Annotated in this window: 11 protein-coding genes; 8 read left to right on the top strand and 3 right to left on the bottom strand. The window is 50.9% G+C overall.

Annotated elements, in window-relative coordinates; genetic code table 11:
* Positions 1 to 193: 193 nt before the first annotated feature.
* Both LLH06_RS16045 and LLH06_RS16040 read right to left on the bottom strand, forming a co-directional pair.
* Positions 194 to 2398 carry an alpha-N-acetylglucosaminidase gene (locus LLH06_RS16045; protein WP_228170308.1) on the bottom strand — a complete coding sequence of 735 codons (2205 nt, stop codon included), beginning with the start codon at positions 2396 to 2398 and terminating at the stop codon, positions 194 to 196.
* 44 nt (positions 2399 to 2442) lie between these two features.
* The gene (locus tag LLH06_RS16040) at positions 2443 to 3660 is read right to left on the bottom strand and encodes an acyltransferase family protein (protein WP_228170307.1); all 1218 of its coding nucleotides are present in this window, start codon (positions 3658 to 3660) and stop codon (positions 2443 to 2445) included.
* A 296-nt stretch (positions 3661 to 3956) separates the two neighbouring features.
* On the opposite strand from LLH06_RS16040, the gene LLH06_RS16035 reads away from it, so the two are divergent.
* On the top strand, positions 3957 to 4301 hold the full coding sequence (locus LLH06_RS16035) for an L-rhamnose mutarotase (RefSeq protein WP_228170306.1): 345 nt from the start codon (positions 3957 to 3959) through the stop codon (positions 4299 to 4301).
* A 19-nt stretch (positions 4302 to 4320) separates the two neighbouring features.
* On the opposite strand, the gene LLH06_RS16030 is transcribed toward LLH06_RS16035, so the two are convergent.
* The gene (locus LLH06_RS16030) at positions 4321 to 5205 is read right to left on the bottom strand and encodes a helix-turn-helix domain-containing protein (RefSeq protein WP_228170305.1); all 885 of its coding nucleotides are present in this window, start codon (positions 5203 to 5205) and stop codon (positions 4321 to 4323) included.
* Between the two features lie 371 nt (positions 5206 to 5576).
* Here LLH06_RS16030 and LLH06_RS16025 point away from each other — a divergent pair, with 371 nt between their 5' ends.
* The 7 genes from LLH06_RS16025 (at position 5577) to LLH06_RS15995 (ending at position 18437) form a co-directional block, all read left to right on the top strand.
* Positions 5577 to 8696, top strand: a complete 3120-nt coding sequence (locus LLH06_RS16025) for a SusC/RagA family TonB-linked outer membrane protein (RefSeq protein ID WP_228170304.1) — start codon at positions 5577 to 5579, stop codon at positions 8694 to 8696.
* A 10-nt stretch (positions 8697 to 8706) separates the two neighbouring features.
* Positions 8707 to 10383 (top strand): RagB/SusD family nutrient uptake outer membrane protein, encoded by a 1677-nt coding sequence (locus LLH06_RS16020; protein WP_228170303.1) that lies wholly within the window; start codon positions 8707 to 8709, stop codon positions 10381 to 10383.
* Between the two features lie 90 nt (positions 10384 to 10473).
* Positions 10474 to 11556 (top strand): glycoside hydrolase family 43 protein, encoded by a 1083-nt coding sequence (locus LLH06_RS16015; protein ID WP_228170302.1) that lies wholly within the window; start codon positions 10474 to 10476, stop codon positions 11554 to 11556.
* 41 nt (positions 11557 to 11597) lie between these two features.
* On the top strand, positions 11598 to 12680 hold the full coding sequence (locus LLH06_RS16010; RefSeq protein ID WP_228170301.1) for a glycoside hydrolase 5 family protein: 1083 nt from the start codon (positions 11598 to 11600) through the stop codon (positions 12678 to 12680).
* A 70-nt stretch (positions 12681 to 12750) separates the two neighbouring features.
* A complete protein-coding gene (locus LLH06_RS16005; protein WP_228170300.1) occupies positions 12751 to 13941 on the top strand; it encodes an aldose epimerase family protein in 1191 nt (396 codons plus the stop codon).
* Between the two features lie 32 nt (positions 13942 to 13973).
* Positions 13974 to 16445, top strand: coding sequence for a glutaminase family protein (locus tag LLH06_RS16000; RefSeq protein ID WP_228170299.1), 2472 nt, complete (start codon positions 13974 to 13976; stop codon positions 16443 to 16445).
* A 579-nt stretch (positions 16446 to 17024) separates the two neighbouring features.
* Positions 17025 to 18437: a glycoside hydrolase family 125 protein gene (locus tag LLH06_RS15995; protein WP_228170298.1), complete on the top strand. Its 1413-nt coding sequence runs from the start codon at positions 17025 to 17027 to the stop codon at positions 18435 to 18437.
* The last annotated feature ends 57 nt before the right edge of the window (positions 18438 to 18494 follow it).

Below are 18494 nucleotides of genomic sequence, written 5' to 3'. Positions count from 1 at the left end.
ATGCTTAGGGCGACGGCTAATATTATATCACGATAAATAAAGAGACCTGTTGAACGGTACGCTCTGGTGTACGCAATGCCAACCCGAGCTGACGAGCTGGCTTTTCAATTGAGGTTTTGATGCTCAATGAAAAAGGGCCGCCGATACTTTTGTAGCGGCGGCCCTTTATGTAGTGAGGCAAATATCCAGGGAGCTATTCGTTAAGTGTTTTCCAGTAGCTTGAATATAGCTGTTGTGCTACGGCTACGCTGCTGCCGGTGGTTTTGGTAGGGTAGTCCTTGCGGGCGGTCACCCAATTCCATTCCCAGTCCTTGATCTCTTTGGTGAAGGCGGCCATATCCAGAGCCTTCTCGCCGCGCAGGTCGGCTGATAGGTGGGTGATGAACTTCTTCCAGCGTGGTTTGTAAAAGTCGGTTAGCAGGCCGCTCCATTGGCGGCAGGCGTATTCGTTCAACGGGCAGTCCTTATCGCCCCAAAGAGTGATCAGGTCTTTTGCGTTACGCTCGTACAAAGCCTTTTCAGGCTCGGTGATGCCGCAGGCACGCGCCTCGCTTACCCATTTACCCAAGAGGAAATCGGTACGGGTGGCCAGTAAACGGTCAAGATCATCGATCAATTGAATGAACTTAGCCGACTGCTTATTAAACTCGGCCACATCCTTACGGCGATAAGCCGATACCATGGCTTGTTGAACGGTCAACGCGTGGTTGGCCAGCACCTGGCGGGTCACATCTACCAGGTCATACTTAAAGCCGTCGCTGTTGGTATATTTTGGAGCTGCCTCTACCAACGCCTTCCAGGCCGGTAACAGTTTTTTAGGCTCATAGTTCAACTTGGTGCTTGCCCAGCGCGAGGCACTGTCTAAAGTAGGGCGGGCCTGAATGATAGACTCGGCACCATCACGAATGTACTTATCCTTAGGTACGGTGTAAACGGTATTGCGTAAGGTATTCCATGCCGAAAGCGTTAAAGGCTCGGTAGCGCCGTAACGGTTACGGATGTAGCGGTTCATCCATTGGTCAGTGTCGATCAGTTTGTCGGTCCATGTGTTGTCGGTGAACAACTCATATAATACCGGATTCTGCTCTATACCTTCCATAGTAAGGCCGATGCCGGTGAGGCGTTTGCTGTTCGGGTCTTTAAGTGCCAGCGCAGGGCCGCTGGCGGCGCTTTCCAAACGGCCAAAAAGGTTGGTGTTGCCACCAAAGTTGTTCAGCATCGACCATATCCACGGCTTGCCGTAAAATGCGCTGGTGCGTTTCCAAACCGGCTCTATCTCAGTGGCCAGATCGAGAATGATCATCTTATCATCAGGCACCGCTTTTAATAAGGCCTCGGTCTGTGGGGCGCGCCAGAATTTGCGGTCGCTATAAAATAACCAGCCCTGCATCACCCATACTGCCGACGGGTCGGCCTGACGCATACCATCGTAAACTTTTGCGCTTAATTTGCTAAGCTTTTCAGGCTCGTCAAAAGGAGGCTCATTCTCGTTAAAGGTATCGGCCGAGTAAAGGTGATCAGTGCCTAGCAATTGCGTTTGCTTTTGCAGGAACAGCTTGCCTATGCGGGCGAACATCGGGTCTTCTGCATCCAGTATGTAAGTGTCGGCAAAGCCGTTCTTCCAGTTAGTGGTCTTCAATTTGGCCTGTGGAAAACGGTTCTTGAATGATGCTGGAACGTGGCCGGTAAAGGCAGGTAGCACCGGGCGCATACCTAAAGCACGCTCGCGTTGCAGGATCTTCTTTTGCAGGTCAAAGTGTGTGCGCATCCAGTTCATAGGCAGCGGGCCACCCCAGCCGTCCATATTACCCATCCAGAACCATGAAAAATAGGCGGGGCCGGTAAAAAAGTCCTTCAGGTCGTTGTCGGTGAAGCCAAGTTCCTTGTACACCAGGTACCACGTATATTCCTCGCCGGTGATGGCCAGTGGCATGTTGATGCCGTGCAGGGCCATCCAGTCGATCTCTTTTTCCCAGCGCGACCAATCCCACCAGCTCATGCTGTAGTTGAAGGTGCAATAGTTCAAATAGTAGCGCAGTTCGTACGGAGTATCTTTCCTGACCTTGGTAGGTACCTTAGGCAGTGTCTTGGGCAGGTTCAGTTGCGTACCGTTCCAGGTCACCTGGCAATGAGCATATTCAGTAAGGTAGTGGTACAAGGCCGATGCCACCGATACGCCATTATTGCCGCTCAGCACGATCTTATTGTTCACACTCTGTATCTCGAAGTGGTCCTTATCGCCCTTGTCTATCTTTTTGATCACAAAATCTTTAGCGTGGGCCGGTACCAGGCGCTGGACCAGCGCCATGCCTTCTTTTTCCACCGTTTGGCTAAAGGCTGCACCCATGGTGAGCGAGGCAACAAAGGCAGAGAATAACTTTTTAAAATTCAAGTTCATATTATCAATAACGTAGGTCAAGTGTGTCAGGGAAAAGGGTAATATCACAACTTCAGGAATATCTTACGCTCATAAAGTATTCGCAGCAACCATAGTTGTATAAGGAGTACGCCGGTCCATAAGATGGGACGGTGCCAGATCGGGTCAAGATCCTTGATCATGCCGCCTAAAAAGAACTTTGACGAGGCCAGCAGATCCACCATGCCATGTGCCATGAGGTAGATCAGGATCGAGTTCATACCGATCCAGGCAAAGGGCTGGCTCCATTTGCTGAAGCCCGCCACATCGATAATGCCATAGAACAGCGCAAATAGCAATATGCTCCAGCCGCCGGCGTAAAGTACGAACGAGCTGGTCCACAAGGTTTTGTTGATCGGGAACAACTGGCCCCATAGCAAGCCAGCTACAAGTAACCCGGCTCCGGCAGCGATCAGGGTCAGTAACTTCTTTTTACCGGTAAGGTCAGGCCTTTGCATGGACAGGAACACGCCTGTTAAAACACCCAACAAGGCCGAAGCCGTTGCCGGGATGATACCCAGCAAACCTTCAGGGTCGAAGATCTTACGATGTAGTTTACCCGGCAAATAATGCTGGTCGATGTAGCTGGCCAGATTACCTTCAGGCGTAAGTACACCACTGCCATGGCCCGGAACAGGCACCAGGGTCATGAGTGCCCAATAGCCCAACAACAGGCCAGCCAGCCAGCCGATCTTGCCCTTAGTACCAAAGTTCAAATGAATGATGGCCGCAAAAAAACATGATAGCCCGATACGCCCCAGTACGCTGGCAAAACGGGTGTTCTCGTAACCATTGAACTGCAAGGCGCCATTCACCACCGTACCTAATATGATGAGCAGTAAGGTTCGCTTCAATAACCGGGTATAGATGCGGCGTTTATCGAGCGGGGTGAGCGCACCTGAGGCTTCGGGGCGGCGGGCGTAGGCGAACGGCATGGCAATGCCGGCTATGAAAATGAACAGCGGGAAAATAAGATCATAAAAAGTAAAGCCGTTCCAAACGCTGTGGTGCAACTGGTTGCTGAGGTGTACCATGAGGCGCTGAAAAAAGGGCACCTGATCGGTAAGGCTGAGCTGCCAGTTGGTAGGGTTGCGGTACAGGTGATATCGCTGCTGAACTACATCGGCCAACCCATGAAAGATCTCTTCACCGCTAATGATCCAGAACATATCGAAACCCCGTATCGCATCAAGCGAACGTAGCCGTTCAGGTCGTTTTAAAGGAGGCGTTTTATCGTACGTCATATCACCATATCGGCGCTGCAAATAAGCTGAAATAAGTTGGTCCTTACGGCATGAATGGCCGGATGGCGGTTCATATAAAGGTCACCCGACCGGTGGGTTCAGGTGCATTTTGCTGCTAAGTTCAAATAATATCTGATACAATGCAATCAGCCCTGGTAGCTTTTTACGTAAACGTTTAAGTCATTGCGCTAAAGCTTATCGGATTTGTTAAAAAACAGGTCTGATATCAGCCATATCGCAGGCGGTGGGCGGTCGTAAGTTTGCTTCGTTCTGATTTCCCCTTGAACGATATCGCGATGGAAAGATACTGCTATGCCCTTGACCTTGTTGATGACCCTGAACTGATCGCCGAGTACGAGCGCTGGCACTCCAGCGAGAACGGCTGGCCTGAGATCAGGGAAAGCATCCTTGATGCCCACATCCTGTCAATGGAGATCTATCGCACCGGCAACCGTTTGTTCATGATCATGGAGGTGAGCGACGAGTTCTCGGCCACCAGAAAGGCCGAGATGGACGCCAGTAACCCCAAAGTACAGGAGTGGGAGCAGTTAATGTGGCGCTTCCAGAAACCTTTACCCTGGGCTAAGGAAGGCGAAAAGTGGCTACCCATGCAGCGCATATTCGACCTCAAAGCACAATGATCAACACCACCTTGCGTGATCATGAGTGCATCACGCTGTACATCTGCTTTTTATATTCCTTAGGCGACATGCCCGTAAAGCGCTTGAACGTTTTCGAGAAATAGGAGAGGTCCTCGAACCCTGTATGCCGGCTGATCTCGGAGTAGGTCATGCGGCTGGAAGCCATCAGGTATTGCGCCCGTTCGATCCGTTTCTCGTTGATATAGTTGACCGGCCGCGTACCGGTATGCAGTTTGAACAAGCGCGAAAAGTAATCGGTGTTCTGGCCAAGCCGGGCCGCTAATAAGGCCACCGATAGGTCGTTGTGTAAATTCACCTGAATATAGTTCAGCGTTTCGGCGATCTTGTTGGGGATCACTTTTTTGGAGCTGGTCTTGAAGAACTGCGGAGTCAGGAACCGTGAGGTGAGTTGCAGCAAAATACCCTGCGTTTCGATGAAGTTGGCCAGGTTCTGCTGGTTGTTCAACTGTTGGTACTCTTTATAAAATACCTCTTTTTCATAAATGCGCGGATCGTCGGAGCGGTTGATGCCCCTGCCCGGGTTGATCTGCAGCAGCCGCTCGAACAGGGCATGGTCAAGATCAGTGGCCGGCACTTGAACGATGCGGCGATGATCGGCAAATAGTGAGTTACCATCGGCCGAATCTTCAAAGAACTGAATGAAGTACTGGCCAAGCGCTTCCTTACAGCTCATATCGCAAAGCGTGTAGCTTGGTATGATGTATAGCGAGCCTGGCTCCAGCTTATAGGTGCCGCTGGCATCCGTTAACTCTCCCTCCCCCTCATTTATGTAATAGATCCGGTTGTACGGACTGATCACGTTCTTATAATTCCACTTTGGTCCCAGTTTTACATGATCAACGTTCAGCAGCGAGAACGTGTATTGAATATTCCTCTTGATCATTTATCTCTCAGCTATAAATATTACGTTACGGCATTTACGTCAAACTCACATTCGATCACCTCAAAAAAAGCAAATTGAGACAAATCGTCAAAACGTTGAACAATTAGTTTTACCCCCTTTGTTTTACTTTGATCTCAGTGAGTTTCAAAAAAAAGTGGGTCATGAACCTGCTATAGTTCACTACCAATTATATGACGACCACGTTGATGCTGGTCTCAAAGATAACGAAGGGAGGACCATTGAGGTAGATCATTACTTATTCAGTTCAAAACATGTGTATTTACTTGCTGCGCCGAGCCTACCTAAAGCTTACAATGGCAGCCGGTAGTATTTAATATCTCTTTCCATAACCAATTATAATTAAATACCTAATGTATAGAACATTTACAGCTTTTAAACGCCGTGAAGCCACCGGGCTTATGCCAAAAGGATGGCTTACGATCAGGTTGATGTCGGGCTTGGCACTGGCTGTTCTGGTTCACGGCGAAGCTACATCGGCCGAAGCGCCCACCAATGCAAAGTGGATCGGCCAGGCCTCTATGGCAGTCAACAGGTCAGCCTATCATGATCATATTTTACAGGATATTGATGTTAACGGTAAGGTTACCGATAATAAAGGACAACCGCTTGTGGGTGTCTCAGTAAAGGTGCAGGGCACCACCTCGGGCACTGTTACCGATGTGAACGGACAGTTCAGACTTAAAGTGGCCGACCGCAACGCCAAACTGGTGTTCAGTTATACCGGCTTTGTTACCCAGGAGCAAGCGCTTACCGCAGGCACAGTGCTTAACATCACCCTGCTCGAAGATACCAAGAACCTGGCCGACGTAGTGGTGGTAGGTTACGGTGCACAACGTAAAGCCACCGTGACCGGTTCGGTCGCAAGAGCTAACCTCGCGGCGTTCAAGGATGCACCTAACGTGAACATCGCCCAATCGTTACAAGGTTCGGTACCGGGGCTTAACGTTGGGCCGGTGACCGGTGCTGGTAACACGCCTACCATCCGTGTGCGTGGTCAAAACACCCTCGGCGGTACCCAGAACGTGCTCATCGTATTAGATGGTATCCAGTTCAACGGTAGTTTGGCCTCTATCAATCCTGACGATATCGAGTCGATCGACGTATTGAAAGATGCCAGCTCGACCGCGGTATACGGTGCCCAGGCGGCCAATGGTGTCTTACTGATCACCAGCCGTAAGGGCAAAGGTGCGCCAAGGGTCAACCTGACCAGCTCATATACCACCCAAACACCTACCAGTAACATCCGCCCCATGACGCGCGATGAACAGTTGGAGTATATCAAAGCGCTCGACCTCACTAAGTCATACACCAATCCGTCTTACGTGCAGCCTTCATTGGTACAGATCATTGATGGCGGTATGAAAAATGCCAGCGGCATATTGCCTAATGATTACAACTGGTATAAAGAAGGCACCAACAACGGTATGATAAATGACTATGGCGTGAGCGTTTCGGGTGGTGCTGACAAAATGAACTACCTCATATCGGCCAACTATACTAACCAAAAGGGCTTCATCATCAATGACCTTTTTAAGCGTAAAAGTGCCCGCGTGAACGTTGAAGGCAAAGTGTATGATTGGTTGACCGTAGGCGTTCAGGCATTTGCGGCGTTTAATAACCAGGACGGTGCCGAGCCCGATATGGTGGCTCTATTCAGAACATCACCTTTACTGGTGCCTTATACCCCGGCAGGTGCGCTGATCGTACAGCCTTACACCACCTCGCAGGATATTAACCCGTTCAGTACCTCTAACGTTGATAACTTTGACCGTCATAACTTTTACTTCGGTAACCTGTATGCGCAGATCGATTTTCCATTCCTGAAGGGATTGTCGTACCGTTTGAACTTTGGTAACAACGGCCGTACCGATAATGTGTACGTGTCGAATCCTTACGGTGCCAGCCAGACCGGTAGCGTACAAAAAGAGATCGAGCAGTACTATGATTACACGTTGGATAATATTTTGACCTTTAATCGCACGATAAAGAAGCATAACATCAATGCTACCTTATTATATGGTGCCATTGAGCGCCGCGATGAGACCACCCGTGCCACGGCCACCAGCTTTAGCCGATTGACCCTGGGTTACAACAACATCGGTTTGGGTGCTGTACAAACAGTAGGGTCAGGCGGTTATCGCGAAAGCCTGAACTACCAAATGGCCCGCGTGAACTACACGTTCAATAACCGCTATATTTTTACCGGTACTATCCGCCGCGATGGCTTCTCAGCCTTTGCCGAGAATAATAAGTTCGCGGTGTTCCCATCGGCGTCACTGGGCTGGGTACTCACCGATGAGCCATTCTTTGCGGTGCCGGCCATCCAGTATGTCAAGCTGCGTGCAGGTTACGGTGTAAGCGGTAACCAGGTAGGCCGTTATCTTTCCTTAGATCAGGTGGGCGCCAGCGGTTATACTTACATCTTTGGCGATGGTAACTCCAATACCCAGTTCGGCCAGCGCGTGACCAATTTGGGTAACCCTGACCTGCGCTGGGAGCGTACCCGCGAGATCAACGTAGGTGCCGATTTTACCTTGCTGAAAGGCAGACTGACCGGCTCTTTCGATATCTACTCGCGTAAGACCAATGACCTGTTGTTCGGGGTGAACATCCCTAACGTAACAGGCTTTACCCAGATCACCACCAACGTGGGCGGCGTGACCAATAAAGGTTTTGAGGTGACGCTAACCTCCACCAATATCAACAGCGGAGGTTTCAAGTGGAACACCACCTTTAACTTCTCACGCAACGTGAATAAGATCACCGAACTGTTAGGCAGCGGCGACCTGATCAACAGCGGTCTGTTTGTCGGCCAATCGATCAACGCGATATATGATTTCAGGGTGAACGGCATTTATGGCCTCAACGAGAGCATTCCGGCCGGCTACTACCCGGGCACACGCCGCGTGGTAGATACCAATGGTGATGGAGTGGTGAACAATGCCGACCGTGCCATACTGGGTTCACGTGATCCGGCCTACCGTTTCAGCGTGCTCAACTCGTTCAACTATAAGAACTTTACCTTAAGTGCTTTCATTAACTCGATACAAGGCGGTACCAATGGTTACCTGGCCAATGCCAACCCTAACAGTACCACCACCAGCAACTACCTGCTGATCCTGAATGATAACAACATCAGGTACAACAACGTGGCCGGTGTGGATTGGTGGTCGCCTACTAACCCTAATGGCGAGTATCCGCGTTCGCAAGTGTCACCAACGTTCAATCCCGGCTATTATAAGTCGCGCAACTTTGTAAGGCTGCAGGATATTACCCTGGGCTACAACCTGCCACAAAGTTTGCTCACCAGGATCCACGTCAAGAACCTGAACATATTTTTGAGCGGCAAGAACCTTGTCACCTGGACCAACTGGAAAGGCTGGGATCCCGAGATCACCGATGGTGGTTTGAACTGGAGCGGCCGCCCATTGCTGAAAGGTTATTCAATTGGAGTTAACGTAACGTTATAATATGCAAGTCATGAAAAAGACATTATCCATAGCGATCTTATTATTGGTGGGCGCTACCTCATGTAAAAAGGAGTTCCTCACCGAAAAGCCGATCGCCTTTTTAAGCAGCTCTAACGCATTCATTACCTATACCGACTTTACTGCATCAGTGATCGACCTGTATGTGCTTACCCGTGCCGAATTTTATAGTGGCAGCGAGGTGCGCCCGTTCGATTATATATATGGTACCGACCTGGTATTTGATGGCGAGCCAAGCAGTGATCGCCACACCAACATGGTGGCGGCGTATAACCCAACAGGTACCATCGCAGGCACGCACTGGACCAACCTGTACAAGATCGTGGCCGAATCCAATACCATCATTTCCCGTTTGGCAGGCTCAAGCCTTACCGATGCACAAAAACTGCTGATCGAGGCACAGGCCCGCTTTTACCGCGGTTTGGCTTACCGCACATTGGTAGCCTTATATGGTGGCGTGCCACTTTCATTAGAAGAGGTAAAGACCCCTAAGACGGATTATGTACGCGCCTCCAAGGCCGACTGCCTGAACCAGGTGATCACCGATCTCAAATTCGCGGTGACCAACCTGCCGGCCATTACCGCTGTTAAAGATGGTGAGATCAATAACCTGGCCGCATCGCACCTGCTATCGGAAGTTTATTTGGCCGCTGGACAATTCCAATTGGCTGTTGATGCTGCTACGGCAGTGATCAGCAACCCGAATGTGAGCCTGATGCGTACCCGTTTCGGTTCAAGATCTTCCGTTACACCCGGCGATGTTTACTGGGACCTTTTCCAGCAAAAAAATCAAAATCGCTCTGGCTATAACAACCGTGAAGGTATTTGGGTGATCCAGTTCGAGACCGACGTGATCGGTGGTGGGGCCTTATCCACCACGCGCGATGGTAGCTACATGCTCGAGCGTCACCATGCTCCATCGGTACGTGATATCTTTATCAATACGGCCGGTACCAGCACCAACGTGCCTACCTTTTTGTGGCCTAATAATGACTACTCTGGCGGCAGGGGCATAGGCTGGGCAGTATCTACCAAATACTTCATGACCGATATTTGGCAGAGTGATTTCACTACCGATATACGCAACGCCAACCATAACTTCGTTCGCGATTATGTGTGCAACAACCCGGCGTCTGACCTGTACAAAAAGGTGATCTCGACCAATAATCCGCCAAAAGGACTTACGGTACCATCGCGTGCTTTTTATGCTTACCAAAGCAAGGCCACCACACCATTTGATCACCCCAGCAACCTGATCCAGGATGCCAATACCGGACTGCTCAAAACTACCGCCGGCGCTACTTATACCGATCAGTACTTTTTCAGGCTGGCCGAAACTTACCTGCTGCGTGCCGAGGCTTACTTAGGTTTGAACAACCAGACCGCCGCCGCTGCCGATATCAATGTGGTAAGAGGCCGAGCGAATGCTTCGCCAGTGGCCGCTGCCAACGTGACCATCGATTATATATTAGATGAGCGTATGCGTGAATTAGGTGTAGAGGAAAAACGCCGCGTGACCCTGGGCCGTTTGGGCTTATTGAACGATCGCGTACGCAAATGCAACCCTTACTATAAGGACATGCTGCCTACGTATAACCTGTGGCCTATCCCTGCCGGCGAGATCGAGCGTAACAAGGATGCCAAATTAGAACAGAACCCTGGTTACTGATCAGTGACCGCCCAATAACTTGGGTCCTTTAGGCATCCCGGGCGTTCCACCTGATCGCCCGGGATGCTGAATGGACCCTTACATCTGCTTATGAACCCTTTTGATACCAAACTATTGTCAAGAACCTTAAAAGCTTTGCTGCCATGCATCATCCTGTTATCGATGGCTGTAACGGCCATGGCTCAGGATGCCGCAAAAAAGACATTTACCAACCCTATACTGCCATCAGGCGCCGATCCGTGGATCATGTATAAGGATGGTTATTACTATTACACCAATACCTCGGGTAATGCGCTTACCCTGCGCCGTACCCGCAACATAGCCGATCTGGCCAACGCTCCTAAGACCACCGTTTGGACCCCGCCAGCCGGTACCATGTACTCTAAAGAGATATGGGCACCCGAGATCCACTTTTTACACAACAAGTGGTACATGTACTTTGCCGCCGATGATGGTAAGAACGATCATCACCGCCTCTACGTGATCGAGAACGCCTCGACCGACCCCATGAAAGGCGAATGGACATTCAAAGGCCAGATCACTGATGATACCAACAAATGGGCGATAGATGGGTCGGTGTTCACGCACAATGGCCAGTTATACTTCATTTGGTCAGGATGGGAAGGCGATCACAATGGTCAGCAAGACATCTTTATCGCTAAAATGAAGAACCCATACACCATTGATGGTAAACGCGTCAAGATATCGAGCCCACAGTATGCCTGGGAAAAGAACGGCGACCTGGACAAGTCCGGCGACCCTCCCCACGTCAACGTGAACGAAGGCCCGGAGGTATTGGTGCATAACAATAAATTGTACCTTATTTATTCGGCCAGCGGTTGTTGGACCGATGATTACGCCCTGGGGATGCTCAGTGCGTCAGCCAATGCTGATCCGTTAGACCCGGCCTCGTGGACCAAACACCCTGAGCCAGTATTTAAGGGAAGCAAAGAGAATAGCGTGTACGCACCCGGTCATAACAGCTTTTTCAAGTCGCCCGATGGCCGCGAGGACTGGATCTTGTACCACGCCAATCCGGCACCCGGCTGTGGCTGCGGTGGCAAGCGTTCGCCGCGTATGCAGCGTTTCACCTGGAACAAGGACGGTACACCGAACTTTGGCATCCCGGTAAAAGAAGGTGCCGAACTGCCCGTGCCTTCAGGCAGCAAGTGACCAGCCTTATAAATAAGAACTATCGCATAAGAATATTATATATGAATAAATTGAACCAGTTGTTATGGGCCGCGGCACTATCGGCAACTACTCTTTACGCCCAGGCGCAAGCACCTAAAACAGCCAAGCAGCTATCTCCGCGCTGGAGCATTGAAAAGGCCGCCGCATGGCAAAGCAAGCAGGGTTGGGTTTCGGGCGCTAACTTTATCCCCAGCACGGCCATTAACCAACTCGAGATGTGGCAGGCATCTACCTTTGATCCGCAAACTATCGACCGCGAACTGGGTTGGGCCGAAGGCATCGGTTTTAATGCTATGCGCGTGTTCTTGCACAGCCTGGCTTACAAGCAAGATCCGGCAGGCTTCAAAAAACGTGTGGATCAATACCTCCGTATCGCCACTAAGCATCACATCAAGACCATTTTCGTGTTCTTTGATGACTGCTGGAACCCTGATCCTAAGATCGGCAAGCAACCCGAACCTAAGACGGGTGTACACAACTCAGGGTGGGCGCAGGATCCGGGCCGCATGATCACTGATCCCAAGGATCTGGCCACCTTATCGGTCTACGTGAAAGATGTGATGACCACCTTCGGGCATGATGAACGCATTTTGTTGTGGGATCTTTATAACGAGCCGGGTAACTCCAAAAAAGGCAATGCCTCCATGGGTTTGCTCACCAAGATATTCGAGTGGGCGCGGGGTACGGTGCATGATCAGCCGGTATCGGCCGGTTTATGGAAATGGGAATTGAATGAGCTCAACACCTTTCAAGCGCTCAACTCCGATGTGATCACTTACCATGAGTACGAAGAACCTGAAAAGCACCTGCGCATCATCCAGATGCTGCGTACCCATGGCCGCCCAATGGTGTGCACCGAATACATGGCCCGCCGCAACAACAGCTTGTTCAGCAATGTACTGCCCATGTTGAAAAAAGAGAACGTAGGCGCCATTAACTGGGGACTGGTCGCCGGCAAGACCAACACCATTTACGCCTGGGACACCCCGATAGCCGATGGCAGCGAACCAAAGCTATGGTTCCACGATATCTTTCGTAAGGATGGTACCATGTACAAGCAGGACGAGGTGGAAGCGATCAAAAAGGCGACCGACCGCAAATAGAACGATACCTACAATTAAGATACATTTTACCTATACCTATCACTTTTTCTTTCTGTTTTACATCTATCCTATGAAGAACTTAAGTTCATCGAAACTTATGGCCGCCTCGGGGCTGGCCGTTATAATGTTGGCCGCATGCAGTGGCCCATCATCGCAACATAACGATACGCACGACAGTACCGCAGTGTCATCACGGTCGACCGCTTCGGATACCGTGAACGCCGCTGCCTTTAGCCGTACCATTGATGGGAAGCCGGTGCAGTTATATACCCTGTACAACCGCAACGGTGTAAGGGCTCAGATCACCAACTACGGTGGCAGGCTGGTATCGTTATGGGTGCCTGATAAGAACGGCAAACCCACCGATGTAGTGGCCGGCTTTAACTTGGTCGAAGGTTATCAGCACTCGGCAGAACCTTATTTTGGCGCTACGATCGGTCGTTATGGTAACCGTATAGCCAAAGGCCGTTTTACGCTTGATGGTAAAGCTTACAAGCTATTCACCAATAATGGTGTTAACACCTTGCATGGTGGCAAAAAAGGTTTTCAGGATGTGGTTTGGGATGCCGAACAACTGAACGACAATACCCTGCAGCTAAGCTATGTGTCCAAAGACATGGAGGAAGGCTTCCCTGGCAACCTGAGCGTAAAGGTGACCTATGAGCTAACCATGGATAACGGCCTGAAGATCACCTACCGCGCCACTACCGATAAGCGCACGGTGGTCAACCTTACTAACCATGCGTTCTTCAACCTCAACGGCGAGGCCAGCGGAAGCATTTTACAGCACCAGGTAAGGATCAATGCTGATCGGTACACCCCTGTGGATAGCACCCTGATCCCTACCGGCAAATTAGAGCCGGTGAAAGGCACGCCGTTCGATTTTGTTAAGATGGAGACCATCGGTGCCCGCATTAATCAGAAGGATCAGCAATTGGCCAACGGGAAGGGCTATGATCACAACTACGTGCTCAACCCACACCAATTTGGCGACGCCGTGGCCGAGGTGATCGGCGATAAGAGCGGCATAGCCATGACGGTATACACCACCGAGCCGGGCCTGCAATTTTATAGTGGTAACTTTATGCAAAGCAAGAACAGCATGAAAGGTGGTCATAAAGATGATCCGCGAACAGCGTTCTGTATGGAAACCCAGCATTTCCCTGATTCGCCCAACCAGCCACAGTTCCCGAGCACAGTGCTTGACCCGGGCAAAGTATATCAAAGCACATCATTGTATCTTTTTGGCGCAAAAAAATAAACCACATCAGCTATATATCTCTTACTAAATATATGTTCAACAAGTTCAGGATAGTAGTGGCCGCGGCCCTTTTACAGTTACCGGTAGTGGCCGGCGCCCAGATCAAAAAGGCGCCGTCGTACCCGCTCATCACGCATACACCATATTTCAGCATCTGGTCGAACACCGATCAGCTCAACGGTTCGGTCACCACGCATTGGACCGGTAAGTCGCAGTCGTTACTGGGTGTGGTCAAAGTGGATGATGCCGCTTACCGTTTTATGGGCGAAGCACAAAAGCGATACCGTAGCGTACTGGCCGCCGCTGACGAGGGATCGTACACCTGCCGCTACCTTATCAACCAGCAGCCTGCCGCCGGTTGGCAGCAGCCCAACTTTGACGATGCCCAATGGAAGACCGGCAACGGCCCCTTTGGCGACGACCGCGACAAAGTAGGGGTGAGCTGGACCAAGGGCGATGTGTGGATGCGCCGCAAATTTACGATCAACGAATTACCTAAAGGCGAGCTACTGCTCAACCTGTTCCATGATGATGATGTGGAAGTTTACCTGAACGGCAAGCTGATCAAGCAGATCAAAGGCTGGACCGGTGAATTGAAATATATGAAACTTACACCCGAGGCCCAAAGTGCTTTGGTAAAAGGTGAGAATGTGATCGCCGTGCACTGCAACAACAGCGTGGGTGGCAGCTGGCTCGATGTAGGTTTGGGTGAAGAGTTACCGCAACCCGCTAACAACGCCATCAAGGCCGCTAAGCAGACCAACGTTGTGATCACCGCCACGCAAACCACCTACCAGTTCAAATGCGGCCCGGCCAATCTTAAGGTCACCTTCACCTCGCCGTTACTGCTCAATGACCTGTCGCTGCTGGCCACGCCGGTATCGTACATCACATATAGCGTATCCTCGGCCGATGGTAAGGCTCACCAGGTAAGCTTGCTGCAAAGCGTATCTACCGATCTGTCGGTCGATCAGCCTGCACAGCAGGTAGAGGCAAAGGCTTACACCAATAACGGCCTCAACATCCTGAAAGCCGGTACCACCGCACAACCTGTGTTAAAGAAACGCGGTGACGACCTGCGTATCGATTGGGGTTATGTTTATGTGGCCGCGCAAAATGCCCAGCAATATATCAACCAGGGTACCGATGCGATCACTTCGTTCATCAACCGCGATAACAATAGCGAAAAAGCTGCTAAAGGTCGTTCATTAAGCCTAAACACCATATTACATTTGGGCAAAGTAGGCGCAGGGCCGGTGAGCAAAAGTATAGCGTTGGGTTATGACGAGGTGGACGCCATTCAGTACTTTGGTACTGACTTGAAGCCCTGGTGGCGTAACGATGCCAAAGCCACCATGGAAGGGGAGTTGAGCAAAGCACTGAAAAATTATGCAGCGGTGATCGCTAAATGCAAGGCTACTGATGCCCGCATTTACCAGGATGCCCTGAAAGTAGGCGGCGATAAGTATGCCCAGCTTTGCGTGCTGGCCTACCGCCAGGCCATAGCAGCACATCAGCTGGTCAAAAGTCCGCAGGGCGATCTGCTATTCTTGTCCAAGGAGAATTTTAGTAACGGTTCCATCAACACGGTCGATATCACGTATCCATCGGCACCCATGTTCCTGCTATATAACCCTGATCTGCTCAAGGGCATGATGAACGGTATATTTTACTACAGCGAAAGTGGCAAGTGGACCAAGCCTTTCCCGGCTCATGACCTGGGTACCTACCCATTGGCTAACGGGCAAACCTATGGCGAGGACATGCCGGTAGAAGAGAATGGCAATATGATCATCCTGACGGCGGCCATTACCAGGGTAGAGAACCGCCCCGATTATGCCCGCAAGCACTGGAAGACCCTCAGCACCTGGGTGAATTATTTGGCCGAGGCCGGCCTGGATCCGGGTAGCCAGCTTTGCACCGACGATTTTGCCGGTCACCTGGCACACAATGCCAACCTATCGGTAAAAGCCATTGTGGCTATTGGCGCCTATGCGCAAATGGCCGATATGCTGGGCGATAAGGCCGCCTCTAAAAAATACAGCAACATGGCCGCCCAAATGGCTAAAAAATGGGAGACCATGGCCAACGCGGGCGATCACTATGCACTGGTATTTGATAACAAGAACACCTGGAGCCAGAAGTATAATATGGTGTGGGACAAGGTGCTCCAACTCCACCTGTTCCCGCAAAAGATCTATGATACCGAGATCAAGTACTATTTGACCAAGCAGCAAAAGTACGGCCTGCCGCTGGATAGCCGGAAAACTTACACCAAGTCGGACTGGATCCTGTGGACATCGGCCCTGACCGAAGACCCGAAAGCGTTTCACTCCCTGGTGGACCCGATATACCGTTTCGCCACCGAGACCACGACCCGCGTGCCGCTCAACGACTGGCACGAAACGCTCGACGGCAAAAAGGTAGGCTTCCAGGCCCGCAGCGTGGTAGCAGGCTACTACATGCCTACGCTAAAACGCAAACTGGCAGCAGTGAAGAAGTAAGGGTTTTTTTATATAAATAACTAAGTCGTGCCGAACTCGTTTTAGCATCCCTCAGGCCAAGTGGACGATATGTGCCGTTCTTAACTTTGCTTGTGAGATGCTGAAACGAGTTCAGCATGACTATTAAGAGAGGAGACATTAACCAAAACTCTGTCATGTTGAACGCAGTGAAAGATACTATACGCCTGAACAGTCTATCCTGCGTAGAAGATCCTTCGCTCCGCTCAGGATGACATGGGAGAATGATATAGACGTAAAGGTCATGCTGAACTTGTTTCAGCATCCCTCTAGCCAAGTGGACGATGTGTGCCGTTCTTAACTTTGCTTGTGAGATGCTGAAACGAGTTCAGCATGACTATTAAGAGGGGATTCACTCACCAACCCCTGTCATGTTGAAAGCAGTGAAACTCCTATACGACGGAATGGTCCACTGTACAGGATCCTTCGCTTTCGCTCAGGATGACAAGCGGGAGTATTGACGTCTCACAATCGAACTGAAACCGACCATCGCTCCAAAGATCTTCATCATACCATGAAGATCTTTTATGTTTGTGCCGACCACCATTTTTCTACCAAACAATGAAGAGAAGACATTTTGTAAAGGACTGTGCCATCCTGGCGTCGGCTGTTACCCTTAGCCAAACCTCGCTGGCGGCCGAAAGCTTTCCGCTGGTACGTACGGCAGCAGCTAAACGCCGTTTTAGCAGCACTGCTGTAGAAAAGGCCATAGCCGAATTTAGCAGCAAGGTAAAGGATAAGGAACTGGTATGGTTGTTCAACAATTGCTTCCCCAACACCCTTGATACTACCGTTACTTACGATGCCTCGAAAGGCAGACCCGACACATATGTGATCACCGGCGATATAGATGCCATGTGGCTGCGCGACAGTTCGGCCCAGGTATGGCCTTACCTGCAATTCGTGAATACCGATAGCAAGCTGAAGGACCTGATCGCCGGGGTGATCAACCGCCAGGTGAGGTGCGTGCTTACTGATCCTTACGCCAACGCCTTTTACCATGACCCTAATCAGGTTGGCGAGTGGGCTAAAGACAGTACGAAAATGAAGCCTGGCCTGCACGAGCGAAAATGGGAGATCGACTCATTATGTTATCCCATCAGGTTATCCTACCACTACTGGAAAATGACCGGCGACACCCGCCCGTTCGATGATCAGTGGAAAAAGGCGGTAGAGACCATTTACCAGACCTTTAAGGAACAGCAACGCAAGGACGGTGATGGTCCATACTCATTTAAGCGCATGACCGAGTTCGCTACCGATACCGTGCCCATGAATGGCTACGGCTACCCGGTGAAACCGGTCGGCCTGATCTGTTCGGCCTTCCGCCCAAGCGATGATGCTACGGTCTTCTCCTTTTTGATACCTTCTAACTTTTTTGCGGTAGCCAGCCTGAGGCAGGCGGCCGAGATGCTGACCGCTGTAGCGCATGATAACGCCACTGCACAGCGATTTACCCAATTGGCCAACGAAGTAGATGCCGCCCTGAAGGCACATGCTGTGATCGATCACCCGCAATATGGCAAGATCTACGCTTTTGAGGTGAACGGTATGGGCAGCCATATCCTGATGGACGATGCCAACATCCCCAGCCTGCTGGCCATGCCTTACCTGGGCTCGGTACCGGAGACGGACCCGATCTATCAGAACACGCGCAGGTACGTACTATCTACCGACAACCCCTTTTACTACAAAGGCGCAGTGGCCGAGGGTATTGGTGGCCCGCACGTAGGTAAGGACATGATCTGGCCCATGAGCATTATTGCCCGCGGCCTAACCAGCACCAACGACGCCGAGATCCGCGAGTGCATCCAGACCCTGAAACGCATTCACGCCGGCACTGGCTTCATGCACGAGTCGTTCCATAAGGACGATGCCAAAAAGTTCACCCGCCACTGGTTCGCCTGGGCCAACACCCTCTTTGGTGAATTTTTATGGAAGACATATAAAAGTAAGCCGGAGCTGTTAGGGTAGAAGGCAGTGGCAGTGTTTAGTAGCAGTAGCGGTCAAACAGCGGCGGTGGTCAGGAGC

Origin of the sequence: Mucilaginibacter daejeonensis (assembly GCF_020783335.1) — a bacterium.
In the GTDB taxonomy this organism is placed as follows: Bacteria; Bacteroidota; Bacteroidia; order Sphingobacteriales; family Sphingobacteriaceae; genus Mucilaginibacter; species Mucilaginibacter daejeonensis.
The sequence above is the reverse complement of the archived record's forward strand: the minus strand, read 5'-3'. Positions and strand labels throughout refer to the sequence as shown.